The organism is Halomonas sp. SL1 (assembly GCF_003030865.2).
Lineage (GTDB): Bacteria > Pseudomonadota > Gammaproteobacteria > Pseudomonadales > Halomonadaceae > Halomonas > Halomonas halophila.
In genome coordinates this window covers 21,652-47,275 of the sequence record NZ_PYUQ02000022.1, presented here as the reverse complement: position 1 = coordinate 47,275, position 25,624 = coordinate 21,652, and the positions used below count along the sequence as shown (strand labels likewise).

The following is a 25,624-nucleotide window of genomic DNA, read 5'->3' as shown; positions in this document are numbered from 1 at the left end:
CGCGTCGGGCTACATGCGACATGACAAGGACCGCACCATGATCCGCAAGGCCGTTCTTCCCGTTGCCGGTTTCGGCACTCGCTGCCTGCCCGCTTCCAAGGCGATTCCCAAGGAGATGATCACCATCGTCGACCGCCCGGTGATCCAGTACGTGGTCCAGGAGGCCGTCGAGGCCGGCATTCGCGACATCGTGCTGGTGACCCACGGCAGCAAGAGCGCCATCGAGAACCACTTCGACAAGCACTTCGAGCTCGAGGCCAGCCTCGAGGCCAAGGGCAAGCAGGAGCTGCTCGAGGAGCTGCGCTCGATCGTGCCGGAAGACGTCAACATCATCAGCGTGCGCCAGTCCGAACCGCTGGGCCTGGGCCATGCGGTGCTCTGTGCGCGCCCGGTGATCGGCGACGACGAACCCTTCGCCGTGCTGCTGCCGGACGTGCTGGTCGATGACGACGGCCTCGAGCGCAACGACCTGGCCGGCATGATCGAGGCCTTCGACGCCACCGGCCGCAGCCAGCTGATGGTGGAGGAGGTGCCCCACGAGCTGGTCTACAAGTACGGCATCGTCGCCCCCGAGGGTGAGCCGCCGGCCGCCGGCGAGGCCGGGGCGCTGGCCGGGCTGATCGAGAAGCCCAAGGTCGAGGAGGCGCCCTCCGACCTGGCCGTGATCGGCCGCTATGCGCTGCCCGGCGCCATCTTCCCGCTGCTCGCCGAAACGCCGCCCGGCGCCGGCAACGAGATCCAGCTGACCGACGCCATCGAGACGCTGCGCCAGCAGAGCGGCGTCGACGCCTGGCGCATGCGCGGTCGCACCTACGACTGCGGCCACCAGCTCGGCTACCTCGAGGCGATTCTCGCCTACGGCCGCCGCCACGCCCGCTACGGCGAGGGCTTCCGCGAACTGCTGACCCGCTACAGCGGCGAGGAGTAAGCCATGCGCGTTCTGGTCCACGGCAGCGAGCTGGCCGCCGCCACCGCGGCGGCGGCGCTGGCCTCGGTCGGTCACCGGGTGACCTGGTGGCCCCACGCCAGCGCCGACTGGCCGACGCTCGCCGAGAGCGGCTGGCTGGCCAGCGAGCCGCAGCTGATGTCGCGCCTGGAGGAAGGGCGCGCCCAGGGCCATCTCAGGGTTCTCGACGTCGGCGAACCTCTCCAGGGCGACGACTTCGAGGTGCTGTGGCTGGCCCTGTCGCCGGCACAGCGCGAGCAAGGCCGCACCACCGTGGCCGAACTGTCGTCGCGAATGACCGCAGACGCGGTGCTGGTCAACAATTCGACCTTCCCGGTCGGCGAAACCGACCGACTGGCCGCCGGCCTCGGCAACGGGCGTCGGGCCGTGGCGCTGGCCGACCTGCTCGAGGAAGGCCGCGCCTGGGAGACCTTCACCCGGCCGTCGCGCTGGCTGCTGGGCTGCGACGACCGCGACGCCGAACGCCAGGTACGCGAGCTGCTGCGAGCGTTCAATCGCCGCCGCGAGGTCTTCCAGCGCATGCCGCGGCGGGCCGCCGAGCTGACCAAGCTGGCGATCAACGGCATGCTGGCCACCCGCATCAGCTACATGAACGAGATCGCCGGCCTCGCCGACACCCTGGGGGTGGACGTGGAGGACGTGCGCGAGGGCATGGGCGCGGACAGCCGCATCGGCTACGAGTACCTCTATCCCGGCTGCGGCTTCGGCGGCCCGAGCTTTTCCCGCGACCTGATGCGTCTGGCCGACGTGCAGTCGGCCAGCGGCCGCCATTCGGCGCTGCTCGACCAGGTGCTCGACATCAACGAGCAGAAGAAGGAGACGCTGTTCCGCAAGCTGTGGGCCCACTACCACGGCCGGCTGGAAGGCCTGACCGTGGCCATCTGGGGCGCGGCCTTCAAGCCCGGCACGGCGCGCATCGATCATGCGCCGGTGCTGACGCTGCTGCGCGCCCTCTGGGCCCAGGGCGTGCGCGTGCGGCTGCACGATCCCGCCGCCACCGGGGCGCTGCGCGAACGGCTCGGCGACCATCCGTTGCTGGCACTGTTCGACGGCGACCCGGACGAGGCACTCGACGGTGCCGACGCCCTGATGCTGGTCACCGAGTGGAAGGCCTACTGGAACCCGGACTGGCCGCGCCTGGCGTCGCAGCTGAACGGCAAGCTGCTGCTCGACGGTCGCAATATCTACGACCCGGCCCACGTCGCCGACATGGGGCTGTACTATCGAGGGATCGGGCGCCGCGCCGATCCTTGAGTCGGCTCGATTTGCTGCTGCGCTCGACAGGCTGGCCGCCGGCGGTGCCGGGGCGCCGGTCCGATCGAATCCTCATGTAGCAGGCTACACTCCGGTAGCTGCGCTCCGGCGGCAATCAGCCTGCCTTCGCTCGCGACGTAAATCGAGGCCGACTCCCTAAATAAGCGGTAGAAACAAAACGGCCCCGCCTGATGGCGGGGCCGTTGTCGTTCGCGAGTCCGCTGGGGATCAGGCGAAATTCTGGGCGACGAAGTCCCAGTTCAGCACGTTCCAGACGTTCTCGAGGTACTTCGGACGCGCGTTGCGGTAGTCGATGTAGTAGGCGTGCTCCCACACATCGATGGTCAGCAGCGGGGTCTGGCCGTGGGCGACCGGGGTGTCGGCGTCGTCGGTGTTGACGATGTCGACGCCGCCGTCGGCGGTCTTGATCAGCCAGGTCCAGCCGGAACCGAAGTTGCCGACGGCCTTGGCGTTGAAGGCGCTCTTGAATTCCTCGAAGGAACCGAACTTGGCGTTGATGGCCTCGGCCAGGGCGCCGGTCGGCTCACCGCCGCCGTTCGGCGACAGGCAGTGCCAGTAGAAGGTGTGGTTCCAGACCTGAGCCGCCTGGTTGAACAGGCCGCCGGAGGCGGACTGGATGATCTCTTCCAGGGACTTGTTGGCGTTCTCGGTGCCGTCGGTCAGCTCGTTGAGCTTGGTGACGTAGGCCTGGTGGTGCTTGCCGTAGTGGTACTCCAGGGTCTCGGCGGAGATGTGCGGCTCCAGGGCGTTCTTTTCGTACGGCAGTGCGGGCAGTTCGAATGCCATTATCGTTTCTCCTCGTTGCTAGTCATGGGTCACGGCGACCCATGGTGTGCCAGTGCGCTGGGGGAGTGCAAGGTCGATGTCGGCCCGGATTCGGCCGTGCCCCGTTCGCTCCCTCGATAAAAAACCGTACACTATCAGTGTGCTGTACCAGTCCGGTCACGGCATCATATCACCCGCCCTAGGGTCCGCCAATTCCGATCAGGGGACTCGGGCATGGGACGCGTGCCGGCGATATCGCCGGCGGGACGCCGACACGCAACGCGCAAGGAGACCATCATGGCAGAGCGCCCGGAAGACCGCCGGCAGCCACGCCCGATCGTGCCGGACCCGGATGCCAGCCTGGCCGGGCACCACCGGCCACATGCCCCGCCCAAGGCGACCGTCTGGCCGCTGTGGCTGCTGATCCTGCTGCTCGTCGCGGCCCTGGCCGGGCTGGCCTACGCCGGCTGGCTGGAGCGTCAGCGGCTGGAACAGCGGTTGACCCGACTCAACGGCGATATCTCCAACCTCCATGCCCGCTTCGACGCCTCCGAGGGGCGCGGCGAACTGCTGTCGGAGATCCAGGCGCGGCTCGATGAACTCGAGGGGCTGGACAACACGCTAAGAGACGCGCTGGACGACCGTCTCGCACAGCGTCTGGCCGACTGGCAGGACGAACACCTGGCGCCGCTGGCCGACGCCCGTTCCGCCCTCGAGGGGCGGGTCGCCACCCTGGCCGAGAACGGCGAGGTACGTGCCGAGACCCTGGCCGCGGTGCGCGACTCCATGAAGGCCCTGGAGACGGCCAACCGCGAGGGGCTCGCCGCTCTCACCGAGCGCCTGGCGGCCCTGGAGACGACCCAGCAGGGCGAGGCCGAGCGCCAGCAAGCGCTGGTCGCGCGTCTCGACGAGTCCGAGGCGGCCCTGTCCGACCTCGCCGACGACGTTGAAGCCCTGGCCACGGCGCGCGATGATGAGCGCGAACGAGCCGAGGCCCTAGAGGCGAGGCTCGCGGACCTGCAGGCCGAACTGCGGGAACTGCGCCAGTCACAGCTGGCGATGAACGCCCAGCTCGAAGCGCTGCGGCAGTGACAGGACGTCAGCCAGGGATCCACGACATCATGGACAAGCGTCTCGCCAACCGTCTCGCGGTCGCCTCGCTGTCGATCGGACTCGCGGCCCCCGGGGCTGCCCATGCCCTCGACGCCAGCCTCGAGGGCATCGAGGGCGACCCCGCCGACAACCTCGAGACCTATCTCGACGGGCTGGATGCCGACGATTATTCGCCCCAGCGCCTCGAGGCCGAGGTACGCCGGCTCGCCGCCGAGTCGCTCAGGGTCTACGGCTATTACGAGCCGACCTTCGAGGTTCGCTTCGACGACCCCGATGCGCCGGAAGAGGTGACGATCCGCGTCGATCCCGGCGAGCCGGTACGCATCGAACGCCTCGACTTCGACCTGGCCGGTGGCGCCGCCGAGGACGCTCCCTTCCGAGACGCCATCGACGCCTATCCCCAGCAGGAAGGGGAGGTGCTGCTTCACGCGCCGTTCGATGCGCTGCGCAGCCAGCTCTCCGGCCTGGCCCTGGAACGTGGCTACTTCGACTGGCGCTTCACCGAGCGGCGCATGGAGATCCGCCCCTGGGCCCACAGCGCCCGGCTGTCGCTGGCCCTGGACAGCGGCGAGCGCTATCGCTTCGGGCCGGTTCACTTCCAGGGCCAGCACATCGAGACCGAGCGCCTTCAGGCCCTGGCGCCGTTCCACGAGGGCAAGCCCTATCTCGCCGCCGATGTGGCCACCTTCAATCAGCGCCTCGGTCAGACCGAATGGTTCGGCTCGGTCAGCGTGCGCCCCCTGCTGGATGCGGGCATCGGCCAGCTGGCCCTGCCGCCGGCCCCCATCGGCTTTCTCAACGAGCTCGACGTGGAGGGCCTGACGGCCACGGCCGTCCCCGAACCTCGCCTCAGCGCGACGGCGCTGGCCGCGGTCGCCACCCTCGAGGCGCCGGCAGTGCCCGAGGTGCCCATCGAGGTCAGCGTCACCCCCGCCGACCGCCACCAGTTCGAGGTCGGTCTGGGCTTCGCCACCGACGTCGGCCCGCGGCTGCGTTTCTCCTGGGACCAGCCCTGGGTCAATCGCTACGGCCACAGCCTCAAGCACGATCTCTACCTCTCGGGGCCGGAACAGCAGTTCAGCGGCGTCTACGACATGCCGCTGGACGACCCGCGACGCGACAGCTATCGCCTGCAGTACGGCCTGCTGAACAAGGACAACGAGGACACCGAGACCCTGGAAGCCAGCGTGGAATTCGGTCGTCGCTGGCAGTTCGACAACGCCTGGGAGCAGATCGTCTACCTGCGCACCACCTACGAGGACTTCACCCAGGCCGACGAGAGCAATCAGGTGCTGCTGGTCTATCCCGGGGTGCGCTGGACCCGCACCCGCTCGCGCAATCCGACCTTTCCGCGCTGGGGCGATCGTCAGCAGATCTCGGTGCAGTATTCCAGCGAGGCCTGGGGATCCGACGCGGAGTTCCTGCGCATGGACGCCGACTCCCAGTGGATCCGCAGCCTCGGCGACGACTACCGCTTCGTGGGTCGCATCGGCGCGGGCAGCATCGTCACCGACGACTTCACCAACGTGCCGCCATCGCTACGCTTCTTCGCCGGCGGCGACAGCAGCGTGCGCGGCTACGGTTACGAGAGTCTGGCCCCGAAGAATGCCGACGGCGAACTGGTCGGCGGCGAACAGCGCCTGGTGGGCAGCGTCGAAGCCCAGCGCCGCCTGACCGGTGCCTGGTGGCTGGCCAGCTTCGTCGACACCGGTGATGCCTTCACCGACTGGTGGCCCGAGGAGCTGAATACCAGTGCCGGCCTCGGCGTGCGCTGGATCTCGCCGGTAGGGCCGATCCGCTTCGACGTCGCCCACCCGTTCGACAGCGACGATAGCTACCGCATCCACTTCGCCATCGGCCCGGAATTCTGAAGCGTCATCGTGAACCTGCATCCATCGCATCGGGCCGAGGCCCGTCACCTGAGCCTGCGAGAGTCATCATCGTGAGAATGCGCCGCCTGAGCTGGGCCCTGGTCCGGCTGTTGATCCTGCTGCCGCTGTGGCTGATCGGCCTGGTCATGCTGCTGCTGGGCCTGGTCCTGTCGCCCTGGGGGACCAGCGCCCTGTTCGCCCAGGCCGAGCGACTCGGGCTGCTCGAGGTCGAGCGCGTCGAGGGCGCGCCCCTGGACACGCTGACGATCGAAGGCCTGCGCCTGACGGCCGGTCCGGCCAGCGTCGCGGTCGAGGACTTCGAGCTCGCCTGGGCCGACGATTGCCTGCTCCACGGCCGGCTGTGCATCGACCGCCTGGGCGTGACCGGCGCCCGCATCCGCCTCGGTGCCAGCGACGCCGCCGACGAACCCGCCCCGGAAGAGCAGGAGAGCGCCGGCGGCCCGCCCGGAGCGATCCGTCTGCCGCTGCCGATGGCGCTGCGCGAGCTGCTGCTGGACGACGTCGAGGTGCGCCTCGCCAATGGCACCCGCCTGCGCTGGCAGCACTTCGAGAGCGGCGCCGAGGCCGAGGGCAATGCCCTGACCCTGTCGCCCACGCGGCTCGTCGGGCTGCGACTCACACCGTCGATCTCGCCGGGCAACCGGCTCGCCCTGAGCGAGGCGGAAAGCCGCGATGATGTGCTCACGGCCATCGCGATCGACGCGGCGGTAGTGGTCCGATCGCCGCTGCCGTCCAGCGTCGCCCCGGCTGCCGAAGGCGTGAGGGATTCGCAGCCGTCGACTGACGCTCCCGCCGACGAGCGTCTCCGGCTGCCGGACATCACCCTGCCACTGGCAGTGGAGGTGCCAAGTCTGACCCTGGAAGACACCGCCTTCGAGGGGCCCCAGGCCTACGTCATCGACCGGCTCGACCTCAGCGTCACGGCCCGCGATCAGCAGGTGACCGTGCACCCGCTGGCGGTGACCTCCCGGGAGGCCGACGCCACCCTCGAGGCCGAGGTCACCCTGCGCGACGATTACCCCCTCGACGTGAGCCTCGGCGCCGACTTCTATTTGCCCGAACGCCTGCCGGCCCTGGCCGGGCAGCGGCTCGAGCTGGCCCTGACCGGCGATCTCGGCGACCTGGACGTGGCACTGTCGGCCACCGGCCCCGTGGCAGCCGATCTGTCGGCCCACCTCGACGCCCTGGACCCGGCACGGCCGTTCACCGCCCGGCTGACCAGCCCCGGGCTGCAGTGGCCGCTGCCTGGCGCCATGCCGACCACCGGCGACGAGGATGACGAGAGCGATGACGCGTCTGGCCCCCCCGAGCCGTGGCGGGTCGAGCACCTCGATCTCGACGCTGAAGGCACCCTCGACGACTATCGGGTCAGCCTGGGGCTGGCCGCCCGGGGGCCGTCGCTGCCGCGCACCGAACTCGCGCTGAACGGTCAGGGCAACCTGCAGCGCTTCGACTGGACGCCGCTGCGCCTGACGCCGCCGGAAGGCACGCTGACCAGCGAAGGGCGGATCGACTGGTCCGAGGCACTGTCGATGTCGGCACGCCTCGACGTCGACGGCTTCGACCCCGAGCCCTTCGTCGAAGGGCTGAGTGGACGGCTGAACGGTGGGCTACAGGTGGCCTTCTCCCAGAGTGCCGACGGCTGGCGGCTCGGCGTGCCGACGCTTGCCGTGGACGGCGAGCTCGCCCAGCAGCCGTTTTCACTGTCGGGTCAGCTGTCCGGCGATCACGACATGAACTGGGACATCGCCTCGCTGAGTCTGCGCCAGGGCGAGAATCGGCTGGACGCCTCGGGCCGGGTCGCGCCGAGTCGCCTGGATCTGGACGCCCGCATCGACATGCCGCGCCTGGACACCCTCTATCCCGACCTCGACGGGGCGCTGGATGGCGACATCGCGGCCCGCGGCAGCTTCGAGCAACCTCAGCTCTCCTTGACCCTGAACGGCGACCGGCTGACCTTCGGCGACAATCGCCTCGCCCGGCTACGCCTGGCGGGTGAGGTGGCCGGCCTGGACGACCCCAGCCTCGACCTGAGCCTGACCGCCGACGACGTCACCGCCGGCGGCCAGGCCTTCCCGACCATCGCGCTGGCCCTCGATGGCCGGCTCTCGGCGCATCGCCTGACCCTCGACGTGGACGGCGACCCGGACGGGCCGCTGGCGGCGCTGGACCTGGCCCTGGAAGGGGCGCTGGACGAGGCCCGCGAGCGCTACCGCGGGCGACTGATGCCGCTGGACGCCGACACCGCCTACGGCAGCCTCGGCCTCGACGAGGCGCTGGCCTTCGACGCCGATCTGACGGCCAGCGCCGTGGACGTCCAGCCGTTCTGCCTGATTCGAGCCGAGGGCGGCGGGCTGTGCCTGACGGCACCGCTGTCGGCCTCGCCGGACAGCGGCCGCGCCGAGCTGGCCATCCGCGAGCTGCCGATGGACCTGATCAACGACGCCATGCCGGTGGGGTGGGGCGTGGAGGGCGCCACCGAGGGCGATCTGGTGGCCGAATGGTCGAACGGCGGCGCCTGGCAGGCCACCGCCAACCTCGACAGCCGCGTCGAAATCAACGGCGAGGACGCCTATGGCCAGCCCTGGTCGGTGCCCGGCACCGGACTCTCGCTCGCCCTCGATGCCGACCAGGGCCGCGCTGACCTGGACCTGGGGCTGACCTTCGGCGATCAGGGGGCGATGCAACTCGACCTGGGCATCGTCGATCCCCTGGGCACCGGCCGGCTCGAAGGCCGCTTCGAGATCGACGATGTCCGACTGGCGCCCTACCGGCCGCTGATCGCCGACCTGGAGACCCTGGAAGGCGCGCTCGCCGCCGGTATCGACATCACCGGGAATCGCGAGCAGCCGCGCCTGGACGGCCGTCTGGCTCTCGACGGCCTGCGTGCCGAAGGCCTCGGCCTGCCGCTGTCGGTGGTCGACGGCCAGCTGGCCGTCGACCTGGCCGGCGACAGCGCCGACATCGACGGCTACCTGCAAAGCGAGGAGGGCCGACTGAACATCGTCGGCGACGCGAGCTGGCCCTCGGCCGGCGCCTGGCAGGCAGCCCTCGACCTGGAAGGGCGCGAGGCTCCGCTGCTGGCCGCGCTACCGGGCTTCGGGCGCCTGCGCCTGGCCCCCGACCTGGCGATCCGCGCCACGCCCGAGCGGCTTCAGGTCCGCGGCGAGGTGGCCGTGCCCTGGGCCCGGCTGGAAATTGGTCGGGTCCCGGCCTCGGCGGTCTCGCCGAGCCCCGACGAGGTCATCCTCACCCGCGAGGAGGCGGAAGCGGCCGACCGCCAGGCCGCCAGCGGTGAGCCGGGCGCCGGCACCGCCGAGGCCATGCAGCAGGCCGGCATGGCACTGGACGTTCAGGTGGACCTGGTACTGGGCCCGGACATGCGCCTCGAGGCCTACGGGCTGGAAACCGAGCTGCTCGGCGACCTGCAGGTGCGCCAGTCCGACGGCCCGGTGCAGCTGTTCGGCAACGTCAACCTGGAAGACGGCCGCTTCCGGGCCTTCGGCCAGGACCTGATCATCCGCCAGGGCATCCTCTATTTCAGCGGCCCGCCGGGACAGCCGCTGCTCGACTTCGAGGCGGTACGCAACCCGGACAACACCCAGGATGGCGTGGTAGCCGGCCTTCGGGTCACCGGGCCTGCGGCCAACCCGAGCCTGGAGATCTTCTCCGAGCCGGCCATGAACGAGGCCCGGGCGCTGTCCTACGCGCTGCGTGGCCGGGCGCCGGATGACAGCGGCGGCGCCGACGGGGCGCTGACCTCGGCGCTGATCGGCGTCACCTTGGGCCAGGCCGGCGGCGCCGTGGGTGCGATCGGCGAGGCCTTCGGCATCGATGACTTGAGCCTGGACACGTCCGGCAGCGGCGAAGACAGCCAGGTCGTCGTGACCGGGAACCTGACCGACCGGTTGAGCGTCGGCTATGGTGTCGGGATCTTCTCGCCGATCGCCGAGCTGAGCCTGCGCTACAAGCTGTGGCGCGATCTCTACCTGGAAGCGGTCTCCGGCGCCAATCAGGCGGTCGACCTGATCTACACCTTCAGCCTGCCGGGCGATCCCCCGACGCTGACGCGATGAGCGACACGAGCAAGACGAACCAAGGAGCCACACGATGACCACTTCGCCGCTGTACGCCCCCGAGGGCCGCGACACGCCACTGCAGATACAGGGCCGCCATACGGTCAGCGGCCACGCCATGACACCGCCCTGGCCGGCGGGCATGCAGGAGATCGTACTTGGTCTGGGCTGCTTCTGGGGCGCTGAGCGGCTGTTCTGGCAGCTGCCCGGCGTGCACGTCACCGCCGTGGGCTATGCCGGCGGCGTGACGCCCAACCCCACCTACGAGGAGACCTGCACCGGACGCACCGGCCACGCCGAGGTGGTACGCGTCGTGTTCGACCCCGCGACGATCGATCTCGCGACCCTGCTGCGCCACTTCTGGGAGGCCCACGACCCGACCCAGGGCAACCGCCAGGGCAACGATATCGGTCCCCAATACCGCTCGATCATCCTGGTCACCGACGAGGTCCAGCGCGAGGTCGCCGAGCACAGCCGTGACGCCTACGAACAGGCACTGGCTCAGGTCGGGCGTGGCCCCGTCACCACCGTCATCGAGCCCCTCGAGACCTTCTACTACGCCGAGGACTACCACCAGCAGTACCTCGACAAGAAGCCCGACGGCTACTGCGGCCTCAAGGGCACCGGCGTCAGCTGTCCGATCGGCTGAACGCCTCGCGCATGGAAGGCGTCGCGCCGGCCCAGCCATCCAGCTGAGCGCCGACGCGGCGCGCCAGCCAGCTCGCCAGCCTTCGGCCTCGGCGTTCGATGAAGCCCACATGCCCGCCGTGGCGGGATGTTTCCAGACGAATGCCCGGGCCCAGCGCGACGTTCTGGTACAGGCGCGACGGCATGAAAGGGTCATCCTCAGCATGAAGGATCAGGGTCGGCAGACGAATGCCGGCCAGCCTCGGACCGGCCGAGGCGCGGCGATAGTAGTCGGCAGCACCGGCGAAGCCGTGCAGCGGCGCGGTCACCGCGTCGTCATATTGCCGCAGGGTGCCAAGACCGTTCAGGTGCCGGGACGACAGCGCCAACGGCAGCTCGCCGGCGTCGAGCCTCGGCGCCACCTTGGCCTTCAGCGAGCCGAGCAGGTGGCGCTGGTAGACTCGGGCGAAACCCCGCTCCAGGCAGTCGGCACTCGCCGCAAGGTCCACCGGCGGGGCGATGGCGATCGCGCCATGCAGCGCCGGAAACTCGCGCTGGGCGTCTTCGGCCACCAGCTTGAGCAGCATATTGGCCCCCAGCGAGACGCCGCAGGCGATGCGCGGTGCCCGGGGATAGCGCCGGGCTAACCGGGTCAACAGCCAGTGGGCATCGGCGGTATCACCGCTGTGATAGGCCCGCGGTCGACGGTTCGGGTGCCGCCCGCAGCCGCGGAAATGCATCAGCAGAGCACGATAGCCCCGCTCGCCGGCGGCCGTGAGCAGTTGCCGGGCGTAGGGCGAATCCACGGAACCTTCCAGCCCATGGAACAGCACGAACAGCGGCGCGTCTTCGTCGGCGGGCCCCGGCGCGATCCAGCAGAGCTCGACCACATCCCCGTCGGGCAGCGCCAGCGTCTCCCAGCTGAGCACGGGGGAGGGCGCCGGCAGCAGCCTCGGCAGCAGGGTCTGGAGATGGCGATTGGCCAGGCCCGGCGGGGCCTGGAAGTCCGCGTCATGGCGCTCCGGGGTCATGTGGCGTCGGCCCTGGCATCGGGGATCCGCTGCCACAGGGCGTCCACCGCCGGATGGGGGTTCTCGCGATATCGGAAGAGGCGGATCTCCAGCGGCACCTGCCAGCGCGTGCCGCCGGCTGGAACCAGGGTTCCCGACGACAGCGCGGCCTGGATCGAGCGGGCCGGCAGCCAGCCGAGCCCGTAGCCGAGGCCCACCAGTTCGCGGATATTGCCGCTCTGGATGCTCTCGTTGAGCACGCTGAAGGTCGGCATCTGGCCGAGCGACTGCAGGTGCGCACGGATGCATTGGTCGATCACCCCGCGGGGGTGATAGGCGATCAGCGGCAGCGGGCGACGCCCGGTGTCCTCGAGCGAGAAGCGCGGGCGGCCCTCGGCGTCGGGCAGCGACACCGGCACCAGCCGCTCGCGGCCGAGCACCCGGGCCTCCAGGCCTGCGGTTTCCAGGGGCAGCGTGCCTGGCGTGGCGGGCCAGTAGCAGAGCACCAGGTCGCATTCCTGGCGTTCCAGGGCCCGAAAGTAGTCGTCGGCCAGCCAGCCGGTGGCGCGCAGGTAAGGCGTGACCGGCGGGGCGGGATCAAAGCCGGCCAGCCAGTCCGGCAGGAAGTTGGCCAGCAGGCTCTGGGGCGCGGCCAGCCGCAGGCGGCTGGCGTCGGCCTCGGCCAGCTGACCGAGACGCTCCCTGGCGGTGTCGACTCGCCGGGTCACGTCCTCGCACAGCGCCAGGAACTCCTCGCCGGCCGGCGTCAGCGACAGCGGCAGGGTCTGGCGATTGATCAGGGTGGCCCCCATCTCTTCCTCGAGCAGCTTGATGCGGCGCGAGAAGGTCGGCTGGGTCACGTTCTGGGTCTCCGCCGCCCGTGAGAAGTGGCGCGTGCGCGCCAGGGCGATGAAGTCTTCCAGCCAGCGTAATTCCATCGTATTCCTTGTTGCCGGATCACCGGGACGGGGAGTCTACTCAGGTTAGCGTTATTCGACCAGATGGTCAGGTGTGGCCGAAACAAGCGGGCTGGTCTGGAACAGCCGGAAGCCAGCCCCGAAGTGTCGGACCACCGCGAGGGCGCTGTGAACCCTTCCCTGGGCGCTACCGACGCCCTGCGGCGCTTTCGCATCCTGCGCCGCTCGCAGGGCCAGTGCTGGCCATCCATGGCCAGCCCGTTCGGAGCAGTGCTCCTCACCCCTGGCGCAGGACCCTCGCTACGCCTGGCTCCCGGCATCATCCCCGTTCAGCCACTCTAAATCCGGCCTTCCTCGACCCCATGACAGGCCACCTGCCCGCCCTGGTCGGTGGCGATCAGCGCCGGGACCTCGTCGCGGCAGCGCGCATTGGCATGCGGGCAGCGGCCGTGGAAGACGCAGCCCGACGGCAGGTTCACCGGCGTGGGCACCTCGCCCTGCAGGCGGATGTGCTGCGGGCGGTCGTCCTCGAGCCGGGGAATCGCCGACATCAGCGCCTGGGTGTAGGGATGGCGCGGGGTGGCGAACAGCGTCGCCGTGGGCGCCACCTCGCACACCCGGCCCAGATACATCACCGCCACCCGGGTGCCGAAGTGCTCGACCACGGCCAGGTCGTGGGTGATGAACAGGTAGGTCAGGTTGCGCTCTTGCTGGGCCTCCATCAGCAGGTTGAGCACCTGGGCCTGGATCGAGACGTCAAGCGCCGAGATCGGCTCGTCGGCGACGATGAACTCCGGGTCCACCGCCAGCGCCCGGGCGATGGCGATGCGCTGACGCTGGCCGCCGGAGAACTCGTGGCCGTAGCGGGCGCCCCAGTCCGGCGCGATGCCCACCGCGCTCATCACCTCGGCGACCTTGTCCTGGACCTTCGCCGGCAACCAGTCGGGGTGGTGCAGGCGGATCGGCTCCTCCAGCGTCTGCTGGATGGTCATGCGCGGGTTCAGCGACGCATAGGGATTCTGGAAGATCATCTGCATGCGCCGACGGTAGGGCAGCAGCTCCTTGGTGGAGCGGTCGTCGATGCGCTCGCCGTCGTAGCGGATCTCGCCGGCGCTGGGGGTGATCAGACCCATCACGGTGCGGGCCACCGTGGACTTGCCGCAGCCGGACTCGCCGACCACGCACAGCGCCTCGCCGCGCCGGATGTCCAGGTCGACGCCGTTGATGGCGTGCACGTGTTTCTGCTCGCGCACCAGCTTGCCGCCCTTGAACTTGAGCTGCTCGAGGAAGTCGCCGGACAGCGAGAAGCGCTTCTCCAGGCCGCGGATCGACAGCAGCGGCCCGGCCGCTTCCGGCGCCGTGGAAGCGCCCGGGGTGGAGCCGGTGGATGAAGAAAGAGAGGCGGTGGTCATCAGTCTTGCTCCTCGGCCGGAATGCGTTCGCGTTCGATCATCTCGGCCACCATGTGGCAGGCCGCCTGGCAGTTGCCCGAGGCGACGAAGCCGGGCACCTCGTCGACGCAGGCCTGGCGACGCGAGCCGTCGGGCCGATTGACGAAACCGCAGCGCGGATGAAAGGCACAGCCGCTCGGCAGGTGGCTGAGCGACGGCATGCTGCCGGGGATCTGGTTGAGCCGCTCGCCGGGCGTGGCCATCTGCGGCAGGGCGTTGAGCAGGCCCTGGGTGTAGGGGTGCTGCGGGTCGTTGATGATCTCGCGGGTCGGGCCCTGCTCGATCACGCGGCCGGCGTACATCACCAGCATGCGCTGGGTGACCTGACTGACCACGCCCAGGTCGTGGGTGATCAGCACCAGGCCGACGTTGTGCTCCTCGCACAGCTCCAGCAGCAGCGCCATGATCTCGGCCTGGATGGTCACGTCCAGCGCCGTGGTCGGCTCGTCGGCGATGATGATGTCCGGGTCGAGCAGCAGCGCGATGGCGATGATCACGCGCTGACGCATGCCGCCGGACAGCTCATGGGGATACTGGTCGAGGCGCGCCTCGGGCGAGGGGATCTGCACCTGCTCAAGCTTGCGCAGCGAGATCGCCCGGGCATCGCGGGTCGAGATGCGCCGGTGGGCCTTCAGGCACTCGACCATCTGCTCGCCGATGGTCAGCACCGGATTGAGCGTCATCATCGGGTCCTGGAAGATCATCGAGATGCGATGCCCGCGGATGCGACGCAGGGCCCGGTCGGACAGGCCGATCAGCTCCTGGCCGTCGAACGTGATGCTGCCGCCGGCGATATAGCCGGGCCTGGCGATCAGGTTGAGCAGGCTGAAGGCGGCCACGGACTTGCCGGCGCCGGACTCGCCGACGATCCCCAGGCGCTCGCCGCGATCCAGGCTGAAGCAGACGTCGCGCAGGGCCTGGACGTCGCCGCGGCGCAGCGCGAAGCGCACGTCGAGGTGGTTGACTTCGAGAAGTGACATGGAAACTCCTTGGCCTCAGCCCTTGTGCAGCATGAAGAGGCGCGGGTTGAGCACGTCGTGCCGGCGACCGTCGGGTATTGAGTACGTATCGATATGCAGCATGGCCTCAGCCCTTGTAGAGACGCGGGTTGAGGACGTCGCGCAGCCAGTCGCCGAGCAGGTTGATCACCAGCACCAGCACCACCAGCACCAGGCCCGGGATCAGGGTGATCCACCAGGAGCCGGACTGGATGTAGTCGAACCCGGACTTGATCAGCGAACCCAGCGAGGGCTGGGTCTCGGGCATGCCGAGGCCGAGGAAGGACAGCGCCGCCTCGGAGATGATGGCATTGGCCACCTGCACGGTGGAGATGACGAAGATCGGCGACAGGGTGTTGGGCAGGATGTGGCGGAACATGATGCGCCGGCTCGGCAGCCCCATCACGCGGGCGGCGTCGACATATTCCTTGCCCTTCTCGGCCAGCACCGAGGCGCGCACGGTGCGCGCGTACTGGGGCCATTCGGCCAGGCCGATGATCAGCACCAGCAGCGGCACCGCATAGGTGCTGAAGGTGGCGCCGCCGAAGATCGCCTTGAACAGCGCGCCGACCACGATCGCCACCATCAGGGTGGAGAACGATAGCTGGATATCCGCCATGCGCATCAGGAAGGCATCGACGCGCCCGCCCAGATAGCCGGCCAGCAGGCCGAAGCACACGCCGAGGGTGGCCTGCAGCGCCACCGCGCCGAAGCCGATGATCAGCGAGACCCTGAGGCCATAGAGGATGGTCGAGAGCAGGTCGCGGCCCTGGGCATCGGTGCCCATGGTATAGGCCGGATCGCTGCCGTCGACCCAGAACGGCGGCAGCTCCGAGGCCAGGATGTCGATCTGCGCCAGGTCGTAGGGGTTCATCGGCGCCAGCCAGGGCGCCAGAGCGGCGCAGGCTACCATCAGGATGAACACCGCCAGGCTGACCTGGGCGATCGGATCGCGCAGGAAGCTGTAGAGCAGATAGGAGTCGCGGAAGCGCTCCCAGCGGCTCGCCGTGGACGAGCTCGCAGCGGATGAAGTCGAGGTGGTCATGCGGGCTTTCCTGTCAGCTTGACGGTGGGGTTGACCAGGCCGTAGATCAGGTCGACCAGGGTATTGGTGATCACGAAGATCAGCCCCACGATCATCAGGTAGGTGACGATCAGCGGAATGTCGGAACGCTCGATGGCGTCGAGGAACATCAGGCCCATGCCGGGCCACTGGAACACCGTCTCGGTGAGGATGGTGTAGGCGACCAGGGTGCCGATCTGCACCCCGCCGACGGTGATCACCGGCAGCATGGTGTTCTTCAGCGCGTGCAGGAAATAGATGCGGCGCAGCGAGATGCCCTTGGCGCGGGCGAACTTCACGTACTCCGACTGCATCACCTCGAGCATCTCGGCGCGGATCAGGCGGATGAACAGCGGCAGCATGATCGAGGCCAGCGAGATGGCGGGCAGCACCAGGTAGGTCAGCCCCTCGAGGGAGGCGAAGTTGGTCTCCCAGGTGCCGAACACCGGCACCGGGTCCCCGCGCCCGTAGGCCGGCATGCCGCCGTCGGTGCTGACGAGATCATTGAGCCAGGCGCCCCAGCCGGTATCGGCGGGGAAGGGCGACCAGGACACGCCGATGGCGAACAGCTGGATCAGCACGATGGCGGTCAGGAACACCGGGATCGAGATGCCGATGATCGACACGCCCATGAAGAACCGCGACAGCCAGGCGCGCGGCCGAATGGCGCTGTAGACCCCGATGGGGATCGACAGGGCGATGATCAGGAAGGTGGACGCGGCCACCAGCTCCAGGGTCGCGGGCAGATGGCGCAGGATGACTTCGGTGGTCGGCTCGTTGAAGACGTAGGAATAGCCGAAGTCGAACTGCACCGCGTTGACGGCGAAGCGCAGGTACTGGACCGCGAAGGGGTCGTTCAGGCCCAGCTCCTCGCGCAGTGCCGCGCGCTCGCTCTCCGGGACCGACTGGCCGACCATCTGCTGGATGGGGTCGCCCAGATTGTCCTGGATGGCGAAGGCGATCACGCTGATGACGAACATCACCAGCAGCGCATGGAAAAGGCGCTTGATCAGAAAGGCGATCATGAGTGGCGTCCCGTAGGCAATACGGGGTGGCACGCTCGTCCCGAGCGCACCACCGGGTCAGGATGGGGAAGGCCTCGCCGACGGTCCGCCGGCGAGGGGAGGAATCACTCCTCCTCGACGACCAGGTCCCCGAGGTAGGGGAAGTTCATCACGTTGACGATCGGCTCGATGTTGACGTTGGCGGCGGACGCCCACGCCAGATCCTGCCAGTGCAGCGGGATGAAGGCGGCCTCGTCATGGAGGGTCTGCTCGACCTGCTGCAGCATCTCGGCACGCGCCTCGAGGTCGACCTCCAGGTTGGCCTCGGCGACCAGGGCGTCGAGCTCCGGGTTGCAGTAGTTGCCGGCGTTGTACTGACCGGCCCCGCTGTCGGCATCCGGGCAGGCGGTGAGGTACTCGTGCAGGTTGGCCGAGTCCTCGGTGTCGGCGTGCCAGCCGATCATCATCATGTCGGCCACGCGATCGTCATACTCGCCCCAGTACTGGGCCTTGGGCAGGGTCTTGAGATCCACCGTAACGTTGATGCGCGCCAGCATGGCGGCCACCGCCTGAGCGATCTTGGCATCGTTCACGTAGCGGTTGTTGGGCGCCATCATGGTGATCTCGAAGCCGTCTTCATAGCCGGCCTCGGCCATCAGCTCCTTGGCCCGTTCGACGTCGTAGCGCGGCTCGAGGCCGTCCACGTGACCGGCATAGCCCTGCGGCGACATCTGGGCCGCCGGGGTGGCGAAGCCCTTCATCAGCCGGTCGGCGATGCCTTCCTGGTTGATGGCGTAGGCGAAGGCCTGACGCACCCGCGGGTCCTGGAAGGCCTCGACCCGCTCCTGGTTCATGTGGAACAGGATGATCCGGGTGCCGGACATGGTGACCAGCTGGGTATCGTCGTCGTTGCGGATGCGTTCCAGATCGTTGGGTGGCACCGGGGCGATGAAATCGACGTCGCCGGAGAGCAGGGCGGCCACGCGGGTGGCGTTCTCGCTGATCGGCGTCATCACGATCTCGTCGACGTTGCCCGGGGACTCCTCGTCCCAGTAGTCGTCGTTGCGCTCGAACACCACGCGCACGCCCTGCTGGCGTTCGGTGACCTCGAAGGGGCCGGTGCCGGAGAGATGCCGCGAGGCGTAGGAATTGCCGTTCTTGACGATCTCGTCCTTGGGATCGCCGTCGGCGTCTTCACCGCTGTAGAACTGGCTGTCCATCGGGAAGATATAGGTCGCCAGGTTGAGCAGCAGCGGGTAGGGCTTTTCGGTGGTGAACTCCACGGTGTGCTCGTCGACCGCGGTCACCGAGTCGATGGGCGCGAAGATCGCCTTGAAGTCGGGGCTGCGCTTGAGACGCTCCACGGTCCACACCACGTCATCGGCGGTGAAGGCATTGCCGCTGTGGAATTCGACGCCCTCACGCAGGGTCATGCGCAGGGTGGTGTCGTCGACCTGCTCCCAGTCGGTGGCCAGGCGCGGCGCGAACTCGAGGTCCTGGTTCCAGCGCACCAGCGGATCGAAGGTCATGTGCGAGAGCTGCAGGATGCCGCCGGAGAGCTGCTCGTGGATGTCGAGCGACACCGGATCGGCATCATAGGCCATGCTGAGGGTGGTCTCGGCCTGGGCGGCCGGGGCGATGGCAGCCGCGGTCATGGCCGCGCCGACGGCGCTGGCCAGAAGAGTCTTCTTGATTGTCATGTTGGATTCCATGCCGGATGGATTGTTATGCGTAGCGCCCCGGAATGAGGCGAACGACCGTTTGTTCCGGTCCGGCATTCAACATAGAGAGTTCCGCGGCGTCAGGACAATCGAAATAACGAGAGGCGTCATGCGCCCGGCGAATAGGCGCCCCGGGCGGCAGAGGATCAGTCGTCGCCGGAGGGCGCCACGCGGTCGATCCGGTACAGGGTCGAGACCTGATCGAGGCCGGTCACGCTGCAGTCCAGGTCGGTGGCGAGTCCATCGTTCAGGCCGTAGACCCAGCCGTGCACGGCCAGCGGCTGGCCACGCTGCCAGGCCCGCTGGAGGATCTTGGTGCGGCACAGGTTGTTGACCTGTGCTCGGACGTTGAGCTCGCACATGCGATCGACCTGCTCGCCCAGCGGCAGGCGCTCGAGGTACGGGCGATGCAGGCTGTAGAGCTCGCGTACCGAATGCAGCCAGTAGTCGACAATGCCGCACTCGCCGCCGGTCACCGCCGCCTTCACCCCGCCACAGCCGTAGTGGCCGACGATCATGATGTGCTTGACCTTGAGCACGTCCACGGCGTATTGCACCACCGACAGGGCGTTCATGTCGTTGTGATGGAGCAGGTTGGCGACATTGCGATGGACGAAGACTTCACCCGGCGGCAGATCGATGATCTGGTTCGCCGGGACGCGGGAGTCCGAGCAGCCGATCCACAGGTAATCGGGATTCTGCTGCTGGGAGAGGCGGGCGAAGAAATCGGGATCTTCCCGGCTGACGCTCTCCGCCCAGGCGCGGTTGCGCTCGAGCAGCTGCTGCATTTCGGTTTTCATTGAGAAGGGGTCTCTTATGATCGGGGCTGCGGACCACTCGCATTTTTTATTACCGACATAGCGCCGGTCAATGGCGACGGGCCTCCCGGGGGCTGCCGACGGCTGGTATGATCGCTGCCACTCCACGCCCATCCCCTTATTCTCATTCATCTATCAGGAGATGCCTGTGTCCGAGTTCGACTACGACCTCTTCGTCATCGGGGCGGGATCCGGCGGCGTGCGCGCCGCACGCACCGCCGCCGCCACCGGAGCCCGCGTCGCCGTGGCCGAGGATCGCTACCTGGGCGGCACCTGCGTCAACGTCGGCTGCGTGCCCAAGAAGCTGTATTCCTACGCCGCCCATTTCCATGACAGCTTCGAGGACGCCGGCGGCTTCGGCTGGAACCTGCCCGAGGCACCGACCTTCGACTGGGCGACCCTGCGCGACAACAAGATCGGCGAGATCAAGCGCCTCAACGGCATCTACGGCCGGCTGCTCGACAACGCCGGCGTGCGGCTGATCAACGGCCGCGCCAGCGTGGTCGACGCCCATCACGTCAGCGTCGGCGGCGAGACCATCAGCGCCGAGAAGATCCTGGTCGCCGTGGGCGGCTGGCCCTGGGTGCCGGACTTCCCGGGCAAGGAGCTGACACTGGACTCCAACCGCGTCTTCGACCTCGACAGTTTTCCGGAACGCTTTCTGGTGCTCGGCGGCGGCTATATCGCCGTGGAGTTCGCCAGCATCTTCAACGGCCTGGGTAGCGACACCCACCTGATCTATCGTGGCGACCTGTTCCTGCGCGGCTTCGACCAGGAAGTGCGCGAGTTCACCCGCGACGAGATGGCCAAGAAGGGCGTCAACCTGCACTTCGGCACCAACATCGAGACCATCGAGAAGGTCGAGGGCGGGCTCAAGGTCACCCTGACCAGCGGCGAGACCCTGGAAGTCGACGCCGTGCTGGCCGCCACCGGCCGTCGCCCGCACCTCGAGGGCCTGGGGCTGGACAAGCTCGACGTGGCCACCAGCGACGACGGCAAGCTCAAGATCAACGAGCGCTTCGAGACCTCGGTACCGTCGATTCTGGCGCTGGGCGACGTGACCGACGGCCCCGAGCTGACCCCGGTGGCGCTGGAAGAGGCGATGAAGCTGGTCGAGCACCACTTCGGCGACACCACGCCGGCACCGCTGGATTACGAGCGCATCGCCACCGCGGTGTTCTGTCATCCCAACATCGGCACCGTGGGCCTCTCCGAAGAGGCCGCCCGCGAGCGTTTCGATGCCATTCGCGTCTACAGCGCCGATTTTCGCCCCATGAAGCACACGCTGTCCGGCAGCAGCGAGCGCTGCCTGATGAAGCTGATCGTCGATGACGCGAGCGACGTGGTAGTCGGCGCCCACATGGTGGGCGACGAGGCCGGCGAGGTGATCCAGGGCATCGCCATCGCGGTGCGCGCCGGACTGACCAAGGCCCAGTTCGACCAGACCGTGGGCATCCATCCCACCGGCGCCGAGGAATTCGTGACCATGCGCACGCCGACCCGGAACTGACGCCACCGACGGCGACATCTCGCCGTCACGTCATCGCCACATGAGCGGGCCACCCTGACCGGGTGGCCCGCTTGCGTTGGTAGCCCGGAAGGCCCTGGAGACGAAGCGGGACTATGCTGTGAAAAGCCCGCCATGGCAGTGTTTCCGCGAAATCCATAATGTATGTTTATGGTTTTCTGCCGCCTGGATAACATGGCTTTTGAAATAGTAATAAGCGGCTGTTATGATAATTCCCGAATTCGCTAAGCGAACATGATAATGAACGCGACCACAGAGCCTTTCATTCCCTCCGCCGAGCTTGCCCGGCCCAGTATCGCCGACACCGTCGTCGGTCATCAGACCGCCCCGTTGTTCATCCGCAAGCCGAACCCGGACGACGGCTGGGGGATCTATGAACTGGTCAAGTCCTGCCCGCCGCTGGACGTCAACTCCGCCTACGCCTACCTGCTCCTGGCCACCCAGTTCCGCGACAGCTGTGCCGTGGCCACCAACGAGGAAGGCGAGATTGTCGGCTTCGTCTCGGGCTACGTGAAGAGCAACTGCCCTGACACCTATTTCCTGTGGCAGGTCGCCGTGGGCGAGAAGGCCCGTGGCACCGGCCTGGCCCGCCGTCTGGTGGAAGCCGTGATGACCCGCCCGGAGCTTTCCGAGGTACATCACCTCGAGACCACCATCACCCCGGACAATCAGGCGTCCTGGGGGCTGTTCCGCCGACTGGCCGACCGCTGGCAGGCGCCGCTCAACAGCCGCGAATACTTCTCCACCGATCAGCTCGGCGGTGAGCACGACCCCGAGAACCTCGTGCGCATCGGTCCCTTCCAGACTGCCGACATCTGATGTCTCCCGTCGCGGCGCCGGCACATCTCGCCGGCGCCGCGACACCCGATCGTTTCCTTCATCCTTTTTCCGTTCCCCGACAGGAGGTCGCAATGCAGACCCAGACCCTCGAACGCATGGAATCCGACGTCCGGACCTATTCACGCTCCTTCCCGGTCGTCTTCACCAAGGCGCAGAACGCGCGCCTGACCGACGAGACGGGCCGCGAGTACATCGACTTCCTGGCCGGCGCCGGCACCCTGAACTACGGTCACAACAACCCCAAGATCAAGCAGGCCCTGGTCGACTACCTGGCCAGCGACGGCATCGTTCACGGCCTGGACTTCTGGACCGCCGCCAAGCGCGACTACCTCGAGACCCTCGAGGAAGTGATCTTCAAACCGCGGGGCCTGGACTACAAGGTCCACTTCCCGGGGCCGACCGGCACCAACGCCGTCGAGGCGGCCATCCGTCTGGCCCGCGTGGCCAAGGGCCGTCACAACATCGTGACCTTCACCAATGGCTTCCACGGCGTGACCATGGGGGCGCTGGCCACCACCGGTAACCGCAAGTTCCGCGAGGCCACCGGCGGCGTCCCGACCCAGGGGGCATCCTTCCTGCCGTACGACGGCTACATGGGCGAAGCCACCGACACCCTGGACTATTTCGAGAAGCTGCTCGGCGACAAGTCCGGCGGCCTGGACGTGCCGGCCGGCGTGATCGTCGAGACCGTGCAGGGCGAGGGCGGCATCAACGTGGCCGGCCTCGACTGGCTCAAGCGTCTCGAAGGCATCTGCCGCGCCCACGACATCCTGCTGATCGTCGACGACATCCAGGCCGGCTGCGGTCGCACCGGCAAGTTCTTCAGCTTCGAACATGCCGACGTGGTGCCGGACATCGTCACCAACTCCAAGTCGCTGTCCGGCTTCGGCCTGCCGTTCGCCCACGTGCTGATGCGCCCCGAGCTCGACAAGTGGAAGCCGGGCCAGTACAACGGCACCTTCCGCGGCTTCAACCTGGCCTTCACCACCGCCGCCGCGACGCTGCGCCAGTACTGGAGCGATGACGTCTTCGAGCGTGACGTGCAGCGCAAGGGCCGCATCGTCGAGGAGCGCTTCCAGAAGATCGCCGCCTGGCTCACCGACGAGCGCGGCATCGAGGCCAGCGAACGTGGCCGCGGCCTGATGCGTGGCATCGACGTGGGCAGCGGTGCGATCGCCGACAAGATCACCGGCCAGGCCTTCGAGAACGGCCTGATCATCGAGACCAGCGGCCAGGACGGCGAAGTGGTCAAGTGCCTGTGCCCGCTGACCATTCCCGACGAGGACCTGATCGAGGCCCTGGACATTCTCGAGGCCAGCGCCCGCCAGGCCCTGAGCTGATCGATTCCCCTGGCCCGCCTCGTTGACGACGAGGCGGGCGGTCATCGGCGGCGGCCTCGATCGAACGGGATCAGGCCCGACCGCCCGTCACACCAGACACCCCATGGAGAGCGCCAATGATCGTTCGCAATCTCGAGGAAGCCCGCCAGACCGACCGCCTGGTCACCGCCGAGAACGGCAACTGGGACAGCACCCGTCTGTCGCTGGCCGATGACGGCGGCAACTGCTCCTTCCATATCACCCGGATCTTCGAGGGCACCGAGACCCATATCCACTACAAGCACCACTTCGAGGCGGTGTACTGCATCGAGGGCGAGGGCGAGGTCGAGACCCTGGCCGACGGCAAGATCTGGCCGATCAAGCCGGGCGACATCTATATCCTCGATCAGCACGACGAGCACCTGCTGCGGGCCACCAAGACCATGCACCTGGCCTGCGTGTTCACCCCGGGCCTGACCGGCAACGAGGTGCACCGCGAGGATGGCTCCTACGCCCCGGCCGACGACTGATCATCAGCCGCCCAGGCCATGACGACAACGGCCCCGATTCCACCAGGAGTCGGGGCCGTGTCGTTTCGGCAAGAGGCGAGGCGAGTACCGGTGAGCGGACGCCACTCGACATCGGCTAGCGCGGGGCGTCGCGATCGAAGACGATGGTGATCTCCGCCAGCGTGAAGCCGAACTTCTTCATGGACGTACGATTGATCAGCCGACCGTCGGGCTGCAGGTACATCCAGTCGTCCATCTGGAAGGTGAGATCGCGTCCGTCGACCGTCACCTCGAGCGGATAGCTCATATGAAAGACATGGCCGACCTGGCGGGCGACCACAACGCCCTCGACATCATTGGCGCGCCCCTCCCAGCGGCCACCGTCGCGACGCTCGAAGGTCCAGACGCGGCGATCGGTCTCGCCGTCGGCATAGGCGAAACGCTCATCCAGGGTCAGGGTATCGCCCTCGACGCTGCCGTCGATGTCCACGGTGAAGCGGCGCTGCACCTCGCCGCTGTAGTCCTGCACCATGCCCCAGGCTCGTGTCTGCCCCTCGAAGTAGTCGGCGATATCGAGCCGCGGCGTGGTCCCCGCATAGCGCGCCACATCGGCACCGGCACAGCCGACGAGCATCAGCGCCATCGCCAGCCAGACGACCGGGCCCCGGCCCAACAGTTTTCTATACATTGCAGAGTCCTTGGATCGACTTTGTACAATAATATAGCGGAGCGGTGGCGTGGGTGCCATCCGAGCCGGTCAGATCTGGCATCAGGCTGTCGGCATATCATCAGATTCCGGAAACAGCGTGCGAATCTCGGCGAAGCACTGCTCGGCGAGGGCGGAGCGGGGCTCGGTGCGACGCATCAGCAGCCCCATCGGCGCCTGGGTGCTGGCCTCGGCGATGGGGATCATGCGCAGGTGCTCGCTGAGCGCCTCGATGCCGCTGTTCAAGGGCATGATCGCGCAGCAGAGTCCGGCGCCGACGGCCTGTACGAGCTGGAAGGTGGAGTCGCTCTCCAGCACCGGGGACGGATCCAGGCCGTGGCGGCGGAAACTGACGCCGATGGAGTGACGATAGTGCATCCCCTTGGTCAGCAGTCCCAGGGGCAGACCGTCGAGACGTGACCAGTCGAGCGTCGTCGTCTCCTCGAAGGTGAAGTAGCGGGTATCGTGCAGCAACCCCATGTCGGTGGCACCGAGGCGAATGACGTCGAAATCGGTCGCGTCCAGCGGCTCGAGATAGCACAGCCCGATATCCAGCTGGTTGCGATTGAGGTCGTCGATGATGCGCTCCGAGCTCTGCGACTGCAGGGCGAAGCGCAGCTCCGGAAAGGCGCGATTCAGCGGCTGGATGAGCTGCATGGGGTCGATGGCCGCCAGCGGTACCATGCCCAGGCGCAACGTGCCCACCAGCTGACCTCGGCAGTTGGCCGCCTCCGACTGCAACCCGTCGTGGGCCGATAGCAGGGAACGGGCCCAGGCCAGGATACGCTCGCCGGCCTCGGTGAGCCCCTCGAACCGATGGCCGCGGTTGACCAGCACCAGATCCAGTTCCTCCTCCAGGGCGCGCAGGCGCATGGACAGCGTCGGCTGCGTCACGTGGCAACGCTCGGCGGCCTTGCCGAAATGATGCGTCTCGGCCAGGGCGAGGAGAAACTTCAGCTGCTTGATGTCCATGTCGGATCCTGTCGGTCATCGCGGGCGGAAGGGCGCGACACCATCGGGTCGTC

At 68.0% G+C, this 25,624-nt stretch carries 21 protein-coding genes; 10 read left to right on the top strand and 11 right to left on the bottom strand.

Translation table 11 applies throughout. From position 1 onward, the window contains the following. Positions 1–37: 37 nt before the first annotated feature. Both galU and C9J49_RS15035 read left to right on the top strand, forming a co-directional pair. On the top strand, positions 38–928 hold the full coding sequence (gene galU / locus C9J49_RS15040) for a UTP--glucose-1-phosphate uridylyltransferase GalU (protein WP_046078698.1): 891 nt from the start codon (positions 38–40) through the stop codon (positions 926–928). Positions 929–931: 3 nt separating this feature from the next. Next, the gene (locus C9J49_RS15035) at positions 932–2,221 is read left to right on the top strand and encodes a nucleotide sugar dehydrogenase (protein ID WP_046078697.1); all 1,290 of its coding nucleotides are present in this window, start codon (positions 932–934) and stop codon (positions 2,219–2,221) included. Between the two features lie 228 nt (positions 2,222–2,449). Here the strand turns inward: C9J49_RS15035 and C9J49_RS15030 are convergent, their stop codons facing one another. Then, positions 2,450–3,028: a superoxide dismutase gene (locus C9J49_RS15030; RefSeq protein ID WP_035593170.1), complete on the bottom strand. Its 579-nt coding sequence runs from the start codon at positions 3,026–3,028 to the stop codon at positions 2,450–2,452. Positions 3,029–3,304: 276 nt separating this feature from the next. Between C9J49_RS15030 and C9J49_RS15025 the strand changes: the two genes are divergently transcribed. The 4 genes from C9J49_RS15025 (at position 3,305) to msrA (ending at position 10,737) form a co-directional block, all read left to right on the top strand. Next, positions 3,305–4,099 (top strand): hypothetical protein, encoded by a 795-nt coding sequence (locus C9J49_RS15025; RefSeq protein ID WP_107181908.1) that lies wholly within the window; start codon positions 3,305–3,307, stop codon positions 4,097–4,099. Positions 4,100–4,128: 29 nt separating this feature from the next. Continuing rightward, entirely contained in the window at positions 4,129–5,991 is a 1,863-nt protein-coding gene (locus tag C9J49_RS15020) for an autotransporter assembly complex family protein (protein WP_052719315.1), read from the top strand. Positions 5,992–6,068: 77 nt separating this feature from the next. After that, positions 6,069–10,088 carry a translocation/assembly module TamB domain-containing protein gene (locus tag C9J49_RS15015; RefSeq protein WP_107181907.1) on the top strand — a complete coding sequence of 1,340 codons (4,020 nt, stop codon included), beginning with the start codon at positions 6,069–6,071 and terminating at the stop codon, positions 10,086–10,088. Positions 10,089–10,122: 34 nt separating this feature from the next. Next, entirely contained in the window at positions 10,123–10,737 is a 615-nt protein-coding gene (msrA, locus tag C9J49_RS15010; protein ID WP_046078694.1) for a peptide-methionine (S)-S-oxide reductase MsrA, read from the top strand. Here the strand turns inward: msrA and C9J49_RS15005 are convergent. The 8 genes from C9J49_RS15005 to can all read right to left on the bottom strand — a co-directional run bounded on the left by C9J49_RS15005 (position 10,718) and on the right by can (position 19,679). Beyond that, the gene (locus C9J49_RS15005) at positions 10,718–11,746 is read right to left on the bottom strand and encodes a hydrolase (protein WP_107181906.1); all 1,029 of its coding nucleotides are present in this window, start codon (positions 11,744–11,746) and stop codon (positions 10,718–10,720) included. The two genes, msrA and C9J49_RS15005, sit on opposite strands and share 20 nt — an antisense overlap. Then, positions 11,743–12,663: a LysR family transcriptional regulator gene (locus tag C9J49_RS15000; RefSeq protein WP_107181905.1), complete on the bottom strand. Its 921-nt coding sequence runs from the start codon at positions 12,661–12,663 to the stop codon at positions 11,743–11,745. Before C9J49_RS15000 ends, C9J49_RS15005 begins: the two co-directional genes overlap by 4 nt. A gap of 317 nt (positions 12,664–12,980) precedes the next feature. Then, the gene (locus tag C9J49_RS14995; protein ID WP_107181904.1) at positions 12,981–14,054 is read right to left on the bottom strand and encodes an ABC transporter ATP-binding protein; all 1,074 of its coding nucleotides are present in this window, start codon (positions 14,052–14,054) and stop codon (positions 12,981–12,983) included. Further along, the gene (locus C9J49_RS14990; RefSeq protein WP_046078690.1) at positions 14,054–15,073 is read right to left on the bottom strand and encodes an ABC transporter ATP-binding protein; all 1,020 of its coding nucleotides are present in this window, start codon (positions 15,071–15,073) and stop codon (positions 14,054–14,056) included. Before C9J49_RS14990 ends, C9J49_RS14995 begins: the two co-directional genes overlap by 1 nt. Positions 15,074–15,179: 106 nt before the next feature. Beyond that, positions 15,180–16,136 (bottom strand): ABC transporter permease, encoded by a 957-nt coding sequence (locus C9J49_RS14985; protein ID WP_035593190.1) that lies wholly within the window; start codon positions 16,134–16,136, stop codon positions 15,180–15,182. Next, positions 16,133–17,179 (bottom strand): ABC transporter permease, encoded by a 1,047-nt coding sequence (locus C9J49_RS14980; protein ID WP_107181903.1) that lies wholly within the window; start codon positions 17,177–17,179, stop codon positions 16,133–16,135. Before C9J49_RS14980 ends, C9J49_RS14985 begins: the two co-directional genes overlap by 4 nt. 104 nt (positions 17,180–17,283) lie before the next feature. Next, on the bottom strand, positions 17,284–18,858 hold the full coding sequence (locus C9J49_RS14975; RefSeq protein ID WP_107181902.1) for an ABC transporter substrate-binding protein: 1,575 nt from the start codon (positions 18,856–18,858) through the stop codon (positions 17,284–17,286). A gap of 167 nt (positions 18,859–19,025) precedes the next feature. Next, complete coding sequence (can, locus tag C9J49_RS14970; protein ID WP_107181901.1) at positions 19,026–19,679, bottom strand: carbonate dehydratase; 654 nt, start codon at positions 19,677–19,679, stop codon at positions 19,026–19,028. A gap of 160 nt (positions 19,680–19,839) precedes the next feature. On the opposite strand from can, the gene gorA reads away from it, so the two are divergent. From gorA to C9J49_RS14950, 4 genes are all read left to right on the top strand, one after another. Beyond that, on the top strand, positions 19,840–21,207 hold the full coding sequence (gene gorA, locus C9J49_RS14965) for a glutathione-disulfide reductase (protein ID WP_046078688.1): 1,368 nt from the start codon (positions 19,840–19,842) through the stop codon (positions 21,205–21,207). Between the two features lie 258 nt (positions 21,208–21,465). Further along, entirely contained in the window at positions 21,466–22,044 is a 579-nt protein-coding gene (gene ectA, locus C9J49_RS14960; RefSeq protein ID WP_035593201.1) for a diaminobutyrate acetyltransferase, read from the top strand. Between the two features lie 92 nt (positions 22,045–22,136). Beyond that, positions 22,137–23,405 (top strand): diaminobutyrate--2-oxoglutarate transaminase, encoded by a 1,269-nt coding sequence (ectB, locus tag C9J49_RS14955; RefSeq protein WP_046078687.1) that lies wholly within the window; start codon positions 22,137–22,139, stop codon positions 23,403–23,405. Positions 23,406–23,521: 116 nt separating this feature from the next. Next, positions 23,522–23,914, top strand: coding sequence for an ectoine synthase (locus C9J49_RS14950; RefSeq protein WP_035593206.1), 393 nt, complete (start codon positions 23,522–23,524; stop codon positions 23,912–23,914). Positions 23,915–24,029: 115 nt separating this feature from the next. Here C9J49_RS14950 and C9J49_RS14945 read toward each other — a convergent pair whose 3' ends face one another. Together C9J49_RS14945 and C9J49_RS14940 are read right to left on the bottom strand one after the other, a co-directional pair. Next, the gene (locus C9J49_RS14945) at positions 24,030–24,581 is read right to left on the bottom strand and encodes a DUF3833 domain-containing protein (protein ID WP_046078686.1); all 552 of its coding nucleotides are present in this window, start codon (positions 24,579–24,581) and stop codon (positions 24,030–24,032) included. A gap of 81 nt (positions 24,582–24,662) precedes the next feature. Further along, positions 24,663–25,571, bottom strand: coding sequence for a LysR family transcriptional regulator (locus tag C9J49_RS14940; RefSeq protein WP_046078685.1), 909 nt, complete (start codon positions 25,569–25,571; stop codon positions 24,663–24,665). Between the last annotated feature and the right edge of the window lie 53 nt (positions 25,572–25,624).